Annotated in this window: 14 protein-coding genes; 6 read left to right on the top strand and 8 right to left on the bottom strand. The window is 61.1% G+C overall.

Annotation, left to right across the window (positions count from 1 at the left end):
- Window positions 1–37: 37 nt before the first annotated feature.
- Window positions 38–1033, bottom strand: a complete 996-nt coding sequence (locus tag ACTIGF_RS02920; protein ID WP_439635447.1) for an NAD(P)/FAD-dependent oxidoreductase — start codon at window positions 1031–1033, stop codon at window positions 38–40.
- Window positions 1034–1063: 30 nt separating this feature from the next.
- Between ACTIGF_RS02920 and ACTIGF_RS02915 the strand changes: the two genes are divergently transcribed.
- From ACTIGF_RS02915 to ACTIGF_RS02895, 5 genes are all read left to right on the top strand, one after another.
- Window positions 1064–1492, top strand: coding sequence for a thiol-disulfide oxidoreductase DCC family protein (locus ACTIGF_RS02915; protein WP_439636640.1), 429 nt, complete (start codon window positions 1064–1066; stop codon window positions 1490–1492).
- Window positions 1489–1650: a DUF2256 domain-containing protein gene (locus ACTIGF_RS02910; RefSeq protein WP_439635446.1), complete on the top strand. Its 162-nt coding sequence runs from the start codon at window positions 1489–1491 to the stop codon at window positions 1648–1650. Before ACTIGF_RS02915 ends, ACTIGF_RS02910 begins: the two co-directional genes overlap by 4 nt.
- A 140-nt stretch (window positions 1651–1790) precedes the next feature.
- Window positions 1791–2144: a UrcA family protein gene (locus ACTIGF_RS02905; protein WP_439635445.1), complete on the top strand. Its 354-nt coding sequence runs from the start codon at window positions 1791–1793 to the stop codon at window positions 2142–2144.
- Window positions 2145–2400: 256 nt separating this feature from the next.
- Entirely contained in the window at window positions 2401–2715 is a 315-nt protein-coding gene (locus ACTIGF_RS02900) for a UrcA family protein (protein WP_439635444.1), read from the top strand.
- Window positions 2716–2861: 146 nt separating this feature from the next.
- Window positions 2862–3584 (top strand): tetratricopeptide repeat protein, encoded by a 723-nt coding sequence (locus tag ACTIGF_RS02895; protein WP_439635443.1) that lies wholly within the window; start codon window positions 2862–2864, stop codon window positions 3582–3584.
- Window positions 3585–3642: 58 nt separating this feature from the next.
- Here ACTIGF_RS02895 and ACTIGF_RS02890 read toward each other — a convergent pair whose 3' ends face one another.
- The 7 genes from ACTIGF_RS02890 to ACTIGF_RS02860 form a co-directional block, all read right to left on the bottom strand.
- On the bottom strand, window positions 3643–5880 hold the full coding sequence (locus ACTIGF_RS02890) for a TonB-dependent receptor (protein WP_439635442.1): 2238 nt from the start codon (window positions 5878–5880) through the stop codon (window positions 3643–3645).
- Between the two features lie 325 nt (window positions 5881–6205).
- The gene (locus ACTIGF_RS02885) at window positions 6206–6619 is read right to left on the bottom strand and encodes a PaaI family thioesterase (protein WP_439635441.1); all 414 of its coding nucleotides are present in this window, start codon (window positions 6617–6619) and stop codon (window positions 6206–6208) included.
- Entirely contained in the window at window positions 6616–7128 is a 513-nt protein-coding gene (locus ACTIGF_RS02880; protein ID WP_439635440.1) for a PaaI family thioesterase, read from the bottom strand. Before ACTIGF_RS02880 ends, ACTIGF_RS02885 begins: the two co-directional genes overlap by 4 nt.
- A 42-nt stretch (window positions 7129–7170) precedes the next feature.
- Window positions 7171–7980, bottom strand: coding sequence for a response regulator (locus ACTIGF_RS02875; RefSeq protein ID WP_439635439.1), 810 nt, complete (start codon window positions 7978–7980; stop codon window positions 7171–7173).
- Between the two features lie 78 nt (window positions 7981–8058).
- The gene (locus ACTIGF_RS02870; RefSeq protein ID WP_160092431.1) at window positions 8059–8370 is read right to left on the bottom strand and encodes a DUF6460 domain-containing protein; all 312 of its coding nucleotides are present in this window, start codon (window positions 8368–8370) and stop codon (window positions 8059–8061) included.
- 41 nt (window positions 8371–8411) lie between these two features.
- Window positions 8412–9242: a mechanosensitive ion channel family protein gene (locus ACTIGF_RS02865; protein WP_439635438.1), complete on the bottom strand. Its 831-nt coding sequence runs from the start codon at window positions 9240–9242 to the stop codon at window positions 8412–8414.
- 51 nt (window positions 9243–9293) lie between these two features.
- Entirely contained in the window at window positions 9294–10913 is a 1620-nt protein-coding gene (locus ACTIGF_RS02860; RefSeq protein WP_439635437.1) for a cisplatin damage response ATP-dependent DNA ligase, read from the bottom strand.
- 171 nt (window positions 10914–11084) lie between these two features.
- On the opposite strand from ACTIGF_RS02860, the gene ACTIGF_RS02855 reads away from it, so the two are divergent.
- Window positions 11085–12734, top strand: coding sequence for an AbgT family transporter (locus ACTIGF_RS02855; RefSeq protein ID WP_439635436.1), 1650 nt, complete (start codon window positions 11085–11087; stop codon window positions 12732–12734).
- Window positions 12735–12759 lie beyond the last annotated feature (25 nt).

The raw sequence follows: 12759 nt of genomic DNA, 5'->3' as shown, positions 1-12759 counted from the left end.
TGGATAACCGCTCAAACCTTGGGAAGCGAGCGGCAAATCAGTCCGCTAGCGCGTCGCCCAGAGCATCGCCTGAGTCCCAGGCGAACTCGGCGCGTGGTCCCAGCCGCCAGTCGCCGGCGCACCCCAATGTCCCGGTAGGGTCAAGGGCGAAGGGCGTGCCCGGCGCCTCGGTGACGAGCGCATAGCGCCAGCGATGCGCCTGGCGCCAGACCGGCATGGGCAGGCCGAAGCGGACAAAGGCTTCCTCGGTCAGGGCGCGGGCGACGGTGTCCGGATCGCTTTCCAGAAACGCCTCTGACCAGTCCGGCGATGCGTGCAGCACCCAGGAGTCAGGGCCTGTCTGGCCGGGGCGAGAGGTCATGCGCGCCATCCAGCGCAACGCGCCGCCCAGAAGCTTCGCGCCGTCAAAGCCGAGATCCGCCTCGGTCTCAGGCACGGTCATCACCGCCCAGCACGGCGAGAGTTTCGCCGCCAGCGCTTCTGCGATCATGGTGGAGAAATCACCGTCGCTGCGCGCCAGAAACTCGATCAGTTGTTCAGGCGGCAGGGTCAGGACCACTTTGTGGAAGGGGCCTTCAGTGTCGCCGTTTTCAAAATGGACGAGCCAGGCGCCGCCGTCTCCGCTCACCTTGACGGCGCGGCGGCCAAACTGAACGTCCTGGCCGGCCAGGGCGATTTTCACGATCGCGCTCATGCCCGGCACGCCAACCCATCGCGTCTTGTCGCGCAGGGATTCGGCATTGCCGCCACGGTCGATGGAGACTGTCCGGCCGGTCCACAGACCGGCGGCGCCGGCGCTTTGCGCCTCGGTCAGCAAAGCGTTGAAGCTTTCCCCCGTCGCCGTCAGGAATTGAGCCCCATGGTCAAAACTGACATCGCCCAGCGGCGTGCTGGCCCGGCGTGTGGACATGCGCCCGCCCGGCCCACGCCCCTTGTCGAACAGGACGACGCCCAGCCCGCGGGCGGACAAGGCTCTGGCTGCGGCTGCGCCAGCCAAACCGGCGCCGATCACTGCTGCGCTTTGCCTGGCCACCTGTCATCCTCTTTGCTGCGATCTAAATTGATGATTGTTATGGATCAGAAAAGTTCAAAACCGAGTGAATCCCAACCCGATGATGCAGTCGCAGCTGCACCTGTCGAGGTCTTTTATGACGGTGGATGTCCGCTCTGCCGAGCGGAGATCGGCTATTATCGCAAATCAGGCGCTAATGCTCAGTTCACGGACGTAACGCAAGATGGGGCGACGCCGTCCGGCGTCACGTGCGAACAGGCGCTGAAGCGCTTTCATGTGCGGGATGCGCAGGGGCGATTGCGCTCAGGTGCGGCGGCGTTTGCGGCGCTCTGGCGTGTGACGCCGGGCTGGCGCTGGCTGGGGCATGTCGGCGGCACGCCGCCTTTTGTCTGGATCGGGGAGGGCGCATACCGCTTTTTCTTGCCGGTGAGACCCTATATTCAAAAACTTGTCAGACATGGAAACCGGAGAGATTCATGACGAGAGGCCCGGCGCCACGGTCCAAGAAGCCCGATATTCCCGACAAGATCTGTCCTGTCTGCAAGCGCCCTTTTTCCTGGCGAAAGAAGTGGGAGCGCAATTGGGAAAGCGTGAAGTATTGCTCCAAGCGATGCGCCTCAAATCGGCAGAGCGCATAAATTGCAGCACATGACAGAAGTCTCATGCGACGGTCAGGGCGCGGTTAGGTGAGGCGACCTAGGGTCGGCCATACGGAATGACGAGACCCGCTCCGAAGAGGGTGGTCCGGTTCCGCAAGGTCGAACTTAGGAGATAAGTCATGTCTACGTTTTCTGTGATGCTCGCCAGCCTGGCTGGACTCACGCTCGCCCCCGCCGCAGAACTCCCGTCTGAGACTCTTCTGGTCCAGGATCGGGTCATTCATTTCACATCCGAACAATTGCTGGCTGAGGATGGCGTTGAAGCGCTTCGTCAGCGTATTGCGCTTTCTGCTCGCATGGTGTGCCGAGAGTCTGGCAACCCGCTTTCACGCATGGGTCGCGAAGCCCGCATCTGTATGCAGAACGCATATCGTGACGGGGTGGAGCAGCTTGAGATCAAGGTCGCTGAAGCCCGTGAAACCAACCGTCAATACGCGCTGACCTCGACGGATTCTGCGCGGTCGACTCAATAAGTTTTCGAACAACAGCCGTTCATGCTCACGAGGCTGTTCCCCTGGCCCCCGGTCTCTTTTGAGAGCGGGGGCTTTTCTATTGGCGCGCGATTTTCGCGCCATGCATTTTTGCAAGACGGAGCTGCGTGCAAACCGGCGCAAGTGTCATCGGGCTGTAGCAAAACACGGGCAGAACGCATCTCAGCCGGAGCGTCCGGCCTGGTTGGATTAGAACCGCCGCAAGAGTGGTTCGTTTGTGAACAAAAGGATCTCCCCCATGCGCTTCATCGCTGTCGCCCTGATCGCCGCCGCCGCCCTGACCGGCGCCGCGTCCGCCACCGAAACCTCCAAATCTGTTGAGATCGATTTCCGCGCCTCAGACCTGACCAATGTCGAGCGCCTGGACAGCCTGCGCGCCCGCATTCGCAGCGCGGCTCTGGATGTGTGTGATGTTTACGCCGCTCGCTCGCTCGCCGAGCGCCGCATGGCTCGCGAATGCATGATCGAAGCCCAGCGTCAGGGCGAATCCCAGCTCAACATCGCCGTCGCTCGCGCGAACGGCGTGATCGAAGTGGCTGCGGAAGTTCGCTAGGCTCACTTGTCGATCTGACGATCTGAAAAGCCCCGCAGGATATCCTGCGGGGCTTTTTATTTGTACAGGCTTGAAAAAATCGCTTTAAGGGATTTCAGGGCGCGTATTCAACGCGTGAGGGATTTACTGACAGCAGGTGACCTTTCATGCCTTTTATTTTTGGGGCTCATTTCCTAATCGCGCTGGCCTGCGCTGTGCACGTCATTCGGACTCGTCAGGAAATGTATTGGCTGTTCTTGCTGTTCATGTTTCCGATGTTGGGCTCAGTCGTATACCTGCTTGCAGTCGTTCTTCCTGAAGTATCGGGTTCTTCTCGCGCACGCGCCGCCAGAGCTGCGATGGACCCCGGGAGAGAGTTGCGCCTGGCTCGAAAAGAACTCGATGTACGCAGGACACCGGCCGTGCTCAAACGCATGGCTGAGGCTCATATGGAGTTGGGTCAGTATCAGGATGCGCTTGGCCTCTATGAAGAAGCCTCCCGCAGCGCCTTCGCTGATGATGCGGCCTTGCTGCAAGGTCAAGCTCGTGCGGAATTTGAATGCGGCCGTTATGAAGCAGCGCTTGAGACGCTCGGCGTACTGAGGGCGAGCAATCCCTCGGCACGGCTGCCGGCGGCGCATCTGGTCTTGGCGCGAACGCTGTTTGAGCTGGGGCGACGCGAAGAGGCGTACTCAGAATTTGAAGCGGTGAGCGGGTATTTTCCTGGCGCAGAAGCCAAGGCGCGCTGGGCGGAAGCGCTGGAGCGCGATGACCGTCATGAAGATGCGCGGCAAACTTGGCTGGAGATTGTGCAAACGGCCCGCATTATTCCGGCGCATAGCCGGAGACTTCAATCGCGCTGGATCAACCTAGCACGCTCCAAGGTCTAAAGTAGAACCAGGCAGGTTTTCAGGCCTGCCTGGTTCATTGGCCGTCTGAATTTAACTCTTAGTATTGAACGCGCAGTTCAACACCGAAGGTGCGAGGGTCCCCCGGCTGCACGAAGGTGGCGTCATAGGGATAGCTGCCTGAGAAGGGCGGCGTGAACGGCGCGGTGCGCGACGAGTTCCGGAAGGAAATGTTGTCGATATAGTCCTCGTCCAGAAGGTTATCGACGAACAGGTAGATCGCGTAATTGTCCGCTTCATAGCCGATTTTGGCGTCCACAACCGTACGGGCGTCAATGGTGGCGGGATACTCGGTCACGCCATATTCCAGCGTGCGCGGGTTCTCGATGCTGACGGTGCTGGCGTTGTCGCCGCCGTCAAAGCTCTCATCCTCGAAGGTGACCGAGCCGGTGGCGAAGAAGCCGCGATCATTGCGGTAGGTCGCCCCGAAGCTGCCCGAGAAGGACGGCGCCTTGCCGAACTCATTGCCGACGATAGAGCCAGCTCCCTCTACGCCTCGGGCGTCGGAGGTGAACTCGGTGTGCAGATAGCCAAAGGTCAGGAAGGCGTCGATGTTGTCGGTGATGTCATAGGACGCCTCGATCTCCAGGCCATAGGCTTCTGACGAACCCAGATTGGCCGGTACGTCTTCACCGGTGGGGCCTTCCACCGAGCCGATCTGGTTGGTCCAGTCGATGAAGAACACATTGGTGTTCGCCGTCAGCCGGTCGTTCTGGTAGCGGAAGGCGACTTCATAGTTCCACAGCTGCTCCTCATCGGCGTCAAACACCTCGATCTCGCCGGTGGACTGGTTGAGATAGCTCGACTGATAGCCTGGACGGGTGCCGCGCGCCGCAGCGAAGGTCGTTGAGAAGCCGTCCGTCCAGTTAAACATCACAGACGCCTTGGGAGAGATCAGGGTCTGTTCGAAGGTGGAGTTGGTATCTCCGGCTGTGCGACCGATCGCAGTCTCGTTTTCAAACCGTTCGACGCGCAGGCCGCCGCCGACCGTGATGAACTCGTCCATTAGCGGGAAGAAGATATCGCCATAGGCGGCCGCGATAGTGATGTCCTTGTTCCGGCTGGAAATGCTGCCCTGACTGACCGGGAAAGGATTGTTGTACGGATCCGAGACCACACCGAAATAGTGCAGGTTATAGGTGGAATCCATGTGGTCGTAGTACAGACCCGCCGCGCCGTAGAAACGCTCGAAATCAAACCGGCCCCGCAGTTCGGTTGCGAAAATCTGCTCGTCCGGAAATTCGCGATAGGTGCGGCCATAGGTGGGCTCGTTTGAGTAATCGACCTCGGCATAGGTGTCTTCCGCCGCGTCGGTATAGCCCGCCATGAAGCTGAGATCGAAGTGCTCGTTGACCCGGTAATTGGCGTTCAACTGAGCCGTGGTCATGCGGTATTCGCGGTCTTCGATGGTGTCCACGATGGATTTGCGACGATCGCCATGGTCTTCCATCAGGAAGATTTCGAGCGGTACGGAATCAAGGCCGGTGTCGAAATTGTAGGAGGCGAGGGAGATCGTGGCGTTGAAGTCCGGCGCGAACTCAGGCTGCCAGCGCAGCTTGCCGCGCACGTTCAGAATGTCGCGATAGTCCGGGTCATCCACATTGCGGGTCGTGTTCTCGATGGTTCCGTCCGTATGACCGGCTTCGAGAGACAGGCGACCGGTCAGGCCCAGCTGTTCGGAGATCGGGCCGCTGATCGCGAAGGCGCCGGAATAGGTATTGTAATTGCCGGCGATGACGCGGGCTTCGGCTTCGAACTCATCCGTCGGATCCTTGGTCTGGATGAAGACAGACCCCACCGGCGTCTGACGGCCGCGGGTGATCTGGACCCCGCGATAGATTTCAAGCTGCTGCACGTCCCAGGTCGATTGCGCCCCGGCGAACAGGTTCAGGCTGAAGGCGTCAGCGGGCACGATCAGGCCGTCGATATACACGCCCGACACCGGCTGGCCTGCGGTGGATGCGCCGCCGGTCTGGTTGGTGTTGTTGTTGATGCCGCGAATGTTGAAGTTCAGCTCGCCATTATTGGACGAGACGTTGGCGACCCGGCGCAGGGCGTCGAAATAATCGTCGAAATTGCCGTCTTCCAGCGTCAGGTCGCCAATGATGGCGACTGAGGTCGGTGTTTCCTGAACTGTGCGGTTCAGGCCCTCGCCATACACCGTGATGACATCGTCAGATGACCGGTTCCGAGCGGGTGCGGAGTCCTCGGTCTGCGCGGCGGCGGTGCTGGCGGCGAGCGCAATCAGCGCGGCCGAGCCAATGAATTTTTGGAACATGATCTACCCCTGTTGAGTGCGGCCTGAGTATCAGGGCTGCACAAGGGCAGTTAGCGAGTCTTCATGTCAGATTTTCAAAGTGCGGCTCATTGAATATTGAATAGATTAATGCAAAAATCCTGCAAAGGGAGTTTATCTCTATTCGGGGCACCCGTGGTTGGTTGTTGAAATATTTTAAACCAGTTTTGGTTTTCAGTTTTCACTTGCCAGTCTTGTTTCTTAACTTCGAGGTGTGCCGTATATCCCCCTTGCGGGAAGTGAGACGCGCCGATTACGACGCCATCATTATTTCATGATAGTTTGCATGTGAATGAAAAAATGAGTTCTAGCCGCTCGTTTTCACCGGCTTGATCAGGAAATGTCCGTGCAGATTGGCGATGGGCGCGGCGCGGCGGTCTTGCCAGGCGTCGACGCGGACATTGGCCACGCGGGAGCCCTGCCGGGTGATGGAGGCGCGGGCGTAAACGTCCTGAGGCTTGCCCGGACGCAGATAATCCACCGCCACATCAATGGGTTTGGGCAGGGCGGCGAGCTCGGTGAACGCCAGAAGCCCGGCCGAGGCCGTGATTTCCATGAAGGCCCCGATGACGCCGCCATGAAGCGCCGGGATCAGCGGGTTGCCGATCAGCCATTCGTCATAGGGCAGGATCGCGGTCAGCTCGTCGCCATGATCGTCAAAGCGCACGCCCATCCGGCTCACATAGGGGCTCGACTGAAGTTTCAGCAGACGCTCGTTCATGAGGATGCGCCTCCGGCTTTCGAAGCGGCGGCCTGTTGATCAAAATCGGCTTTGGCCCGCTCGGCGGCGGCCTGGCTGACCTTGCTCACCATGAAGGCGGCATGGGCGGTCGCCACAGGATCTTCCGTGTCGCCGTCATGGGCGATCGCGCTGACAAAGGCGATCAGTCCTGACACCTTGATGGTCTTGGCGACGGCGATCACGTCATGGCCCGGCTTGGCGGGGCGCATGTAATCGAGCCGCAAATCCAGCGTGGCGACCGCCTGGTCACCGCCGAGCCCGGCGAAGGCCGCGGTGCCGCAGGCATGATCAAGCAATGCGGTGACGACACCGCCGTGCATGACGCCGGTTTCAGGATCGCCGATGGAGGCCTCTTCATAGGGCGCGCGGATCACCGCTTCGCCCGCGCTGACGCTCACCAGTTTCAGGCCTAGCGCCACGGCGTGAGGGCTGCCATCGACCAGCAGGCCGGCCAGCGTGTCGAGTTTGTCTTGTAAAGGGTCGCTCATACGCCCGCTTGTAATCGGATGCGCCGGGGCTTTCCAGTCTGATCAGTCGCGGACCTTGCGTCGCACCAGCGTTTCCAGGCCTTGCACGACTTCCATGCGGGTGTTCATGGGTTCGCCTTGCATATCTGCAAGACGCCCCAGGGAGGCGCGGTGCAGCTGAATGATCTCGTGCTCACGTTCGCCAAGCGCCTCGACGCTGGACAGGAACCGTTCGAGCGAGCGGCCGATCCGGGCGGATAGCTCATCGCCCTTGCGCAGCATGTTGAAAATAATGGACTGGGCCTGTGCGCGGGCCGCCTGCAGCGGCGAGGTGAGGCCGGCGGCCACATCCATGTCCCGCTTGAACGTGCCTGCACGCTCTTCGCCGCGTACGCGGCGATCGGGGCCGTTATAGTTCAGTGTTTTCACGAAGGGGCGGGGACGCTGGGTAATTTCAGTCAGGCGTTCGGTCACGGCGCGCGGAGAGATCGGCCGCAGCGCCAGAGTGTCGGCGCCAGCGTCGCGCGCCGCCTCGATATCCAAAAGCGTGTTCTTGGTGGACAGGATCATCGCCGGGGTGCGGCTGGCGGCGGTTTTGGTCCGGCGCAGCTTGCGAATGGTGGTCGCGGCGTCCAGACGCTCGTCGCGCCAGTCCACCAGCATGACGGAATGGTCTGCATTTTCAGCAAACCAGATCGCAGAATCCGGTGTGGTGCAGGTCTGAATCCGCTCCGCGCCTGCATAGCGCAGGATGTCCACGGTCAGGCGGCGCGAGAAGGGAGTCGGGTCACAGACGATGACGGCGCGCTGGCGCCAGTCCAGAGCCTCGCCGGACTTCCCGTCGTCGAAATCAATGTCCAGTTCGGCCGCCACTTGTTCCCCCTCACAGGCATAGACACACATGCCTAGAGGAAAAAAGTGGATATTGTCTTATGAATTCGTGGGTTAGTCTTACCGGCGGGTAAACGCCCGGATCAGGTGAACCGCCAGCCAGATCGGCAGAACGATCACCGCGCCCAGGAAGAAATACCGCAAGGCCCAACGCAGGGACGCGCCGATGGAGTCAAAGAAAGACGCCCAGGCCTCGCCCACGGTCTGGAAGAAATCCACCCACAGATCAGCCGGGTCGACGCGAAACACCGCCAGGACCAGGCCCACCAGCACACACAGGAGAAAGACGACCATGAGGTCGGCGAACCGCACGCTCAGCACACGTTGCACCAGTGAATGGCGCTCTGAGGTCTTGGGGGTTTGTTCACTCATGATCGTCTGTGTCTCATGCAATTAGGGCGTAAACGCGGCGATCAGCCCTGTTTCTGGATTTCCACCTGGTGCGGATAGGGGATCTCGATCTCGTTGGTGTCGAACGCGATCTTGACCTTCTTGTTCATGTCAAAATGCAGGTCCCAGTAGTCTGACGCCTTGCACCAGGCGCGCACCACATAATCGACGCTGGACGCGCCATGGGCTTTGACTTCCACAAACAGGGCCGGTTCCGCCAGCACGCGGCTGTCCGCCTCGAACGTGGCGCGCAGAACGCCGATCACCTTGTCGATGTCATCATCATAACCGGCCGAGAACACGAAGTCGCAGCGACGGGTCGGGTAAGCGGAGAAGTTGGTGATCACATTGCCCCAGGACTGGCCGTTGGGGATGATGATCTGGCGGTTATCGGGGGTGTTCAGCTCGGTGTAGAACAAGGTGATGTCCTTGACCGACCCAGCGACGCCCGCCACCTCGACATAATCGCCGATCTTGTAGGGGCGGAAGAAGATGATCATCACGCCCGCCGCCACATTGGACAGCGTGCCCTGAAGGGCGAGACCAATGGCGAGCGAGGCGGCGCCGAGCACGGCGACCATGGAGGTGGTCTGAACCCCGAAGCGGGTCAGCACGGCGATGATGACGATCGCCAGCACCAGATATTTGGCGATGGAGGCGAAAAAGCTCGCCAGGGTCCGGTCCATTTTCGGATTGCGGTCCGGGATGGAGCGGATGGTGCGGCCGATCGCGCCGGCGATCATGAAGCCGACGATCAGGATGATCGCAGCCATTGCCACATTCATGGCCATCTGCAAGCCGATGGTGGTCAGGTATTCCTGAGCCCGTTGAAGATCAAAGGCGGAAGTGTCCATGAAAAGCGTCCCCGAATATCCAGACGAAAGTCTTCGTAGACGCCTTGGATATCACTGTTTCGCTGAAGGTGTGAGAGGTTTGGGAAGCATTTTTACAACCGTCTCGAGCGTATCCGCCTCGGCTGCAGGCTTGTCCCAGCGAATCCGGTGAATACGCGGAAAGCGCATGGCGACGCCGGATTTATGACGCGGCGAACGGTTCAGCCCTTCAAACGCGATCTCCAGCACCAGGCCGAAATCAGTCCGCGCGGCGACTGAGCGTACAGGACCGAAGCGTTCGATGGTGTTGTCGCGCACGAATTTGTCGAGCTTTTTCAATTCGTCGTCCGTGAAGCCGAAATAGGCTTTACCCACCGGCGTCAGAACCTGCTCGCCATCCTCCTCGCGCCAGACGCCGAAGGTGAAATCTGAATAAAAGCTCGAGCGTTTGCCATGGCCGCGCTGGGCGTACATCAAAACGGCGTCGATCAGGAACGGGTCGCGTTTGTGTTTCCACCACGGGCCTTTGGGCCGTCCCGCCAGATAGGGGCTGTCCTTGCGCTTGATCATCACGCCTTCAGCCTGAACATGGGGCGGATCAGCCCGCAGGGCGTCCAGGTCAGACCAGTTTGCAAAGGTCACTGTTTCAGAGAGGTCAATTCGCGCCGAACCGGTGCGCGACAGCATGCGCTCAAGCCGTTCGCGGCGCTCTGTCAGAGGCAGGCCGCGCACATCCTCCTCGCCCTCCACCAGGATGTCATAGGCCCGTATGAAGCCGGGAAGGCGGGTCATCATCGCCTTGGAGACAGTCTTGCGATTGAGCCTTTGCTGAAGATCAGAGAACGGCGCCACCTGGCCGTCCGGCGTGCGGATCAAGAGTTCACCATCGATCGCGCCCTCAAACTCCAGCGCGGCCAGCACGTCGGGGAAGGTGTGGGAGATGTCGTCCCCCGTGCGGGTGTAGAGCCGGCGCACGCCGTCTTCGCTGACGGCCTGGATGCGGATGCCGTCCCATTTGTATTCGGCGAGAAAGTCTTCGGGGGTCAGGCGCTCAAAGGCGCCGTCATCCACCGGATGCGCCAGCATGACCGGGCGGAAGGGCGCCTTGGCGGCGTTGACCGGTTTGTCCGCAATACCGTCGAGCCAGGCGAACAGGCTTTCATAGGGAGGCTCGAGCCCGTGCCACAGCTCTTCGATCTCGGTGATGTCCACATCGCCGAATTGCGCCAGGGCGGTTTTCGCGAGCCGGGCCGATACTCCGACGCGCAGCCCGCCCGTGACAAGTTTCAGAAGCGCCCAGCGGCTTTGCGCGTCCAGCGCATCCAGCCAGCTTTCAATCAGCGCCGGCGCGCCCGCGCGTGTCACCGTGCTTAACCCGTCGATGACCTCGACCAGATCGGGCGGACGGTTCGCGCCATGCTTTTGCGGCCAGATCAGCGCGGCGGTTTCGGCCAGATCGCCGACATAGTCATAAGACAGCTCGAACAGGACCGGATCGACCCGCTGGCTCACAAGGCTGCGGATCGCGGCCGCCTTGGCGGTCTTGAAGTCCAGCGCGCCGGTCAGCGCCGCCAGCGCGTAGCCGCGGTCAGGGTCAGGCGTCGTGCGGAAATGATCCGCCAACAGCCGCAGTTTGCCGTTGCGCTGGGGCGTATAGGACAATCGGTCCAGAAGGGTGGCGAAGCGTTCCATGCCCAGACCATATAGGATCGCAGTTCGCTTTTGCCGCCCGGCCGCCCATTCAGGTGATAACCCTATTCGCTTTGGGTTTTCGTTTGCGCCGAGGCCCTGTATCCCTGTTTGCAATGGATAAGTTTTGCGGCGCGCTCAGCGTAAAGAGCCGCTGTGGTGATGGGGAGCATCATGAGCGATCAAGAGCGCGCGAGCGCGCAGACCGAACACCAGACCGGCTTTCTGGGGCTGATTGAGCGAACGGGCAATCGCCTGCCGGACCCGGCCTTTCTGTTTTTGTATCTGATCATCGCCATGGTGGTCATCTCGGTGATCACCGCGATGCTCGGCCTGTCCGCCATCCACCCCACCCAGACCAATCCTGATGGCAGCGCGGTGATCGTCAACGCGCGCAGCGTGCTCAACTCTGAAAGCCTGCAACATCTGCTGGTCGAAATGCCGGAAATTTTCACCGGCTTCCACCCGCTCGGCTATGTGCTGGTTGTGATGCTGGGCGCGGGCGTCGCGGAACGTGCGGGCCTGTTCGGCACGGCCATGCGCGCCGCCGTGCGCGATGTTCCCAAAATGCTGCTGACGCCGGCTGTGGCGCTGGTGGCGATGATGGGCAATCTGGCGGCGGACGCGGCCTATGTGGTGCTGATCCCGCTGGCGGGCGTCATCTTCGCCGCCGCCGGTCGACATCCGGTTGCGGGCATCACGGCGGCTTTTGCGGGCGTGTCCGGCGGGTTCTCCGCGAACCTGCTGCCCGGTCAGCTCGATGCGCTCCTGTTTGGCGTGACCGAGGCGTCTGTGATCGCGCTGGTGCCTGAGTGGACCATGAACATTGTCGGCAACTGGTATTTCATCGCCGCGATGACCTTCGTCTTCATGCCGGTGATCTGGTATGTCACCGACCGCATCGTCGAGCCGCGTCTGGGTCCGTGGACCGGCGGCGCCTCGACCGCGGCTCAGGAGGGCGATGACGATCCCGAGGCGCCGCTGACCGAGGGCCAGAAAAAGGGTCTGTGGCGCGCGCTCTGGGCCGTTCTGGGCGTGTGTTTCCTGTGGCTCTTGATGGCGGTCGACCTGGTCGCGCTCTTCAGCTTTGGCGCGTTCTCCATGTATGGCGGCGACGTGCCGCTGCTGAACGAGGCCGCGCTGGAGGCGGGTCAGGGCGTCGCCATCGCCATGGTGCCGTTCTTCCAGTCTCTGGTGGCGGGCTTCATGATCCTGTTCCTGCTGGCGGGCGTCGCCTATGGCCAGGCCGCAGGCACGGTGAAAACCCATCGCGACGTGGTTTCGATGATGGCCGAAGCCATGAAGGATATGGGCTATTATCTCGTGCTCGCCTTCTTCGCCGCCTATTTCGTGGAGATGTTCAACCAGTCGAGCCTGGGCATCATCACGGCGGTGAACGGCGCGAACGCCATCGAGCAATCGGGCCTGCCGCTGCCGCTGGTCCTCGGACTGATCGTGTTGTTCTCGGCGGTGCTGAACCTGTTTGTGGGGTCGGCCAGCGCCAAATGGGCGCTGATGGCGCCGGTTCTGGTGCCGATGCTGATGCTCTTGGGCGTCAGCCCGGAAATGGCGACGGCGGCGTACCGGGTGGGCGACGGCTCCACCAACATCATCACCCCGCTGATGGTGTATTTCCCGCTGGTTCTGATCTTCTGCCGCCGCTGGGTGGACAATTTCGGCATCGGGTCGCTGACCGCCAGCATGCTGCCCTATTCGATCTGGCTTCTGATCTCGGGCATCATCATGACCATGGCCTGGGTCTTCCTCGGCCTGCCGCTGGGGCCGGGCGCGGAAGTGGGGTACGTCCTGCCGGTCGCCAACTAATCAGACAAACGCCGGGGGCTCAGCT

Source organism: Oceanicaulis sp. (genome assembly GCF_051859625.1).
GTDB lineage: Bacteria > Pseudomonadota > Alphaproteobacteria > Caulobacterales > Maricaulaceae > Oceanicaulis.
Note: the sequence above shows the minus strand (reverse complement) of the source record. Positions and strands in the feature narration are given on the sequence as shown.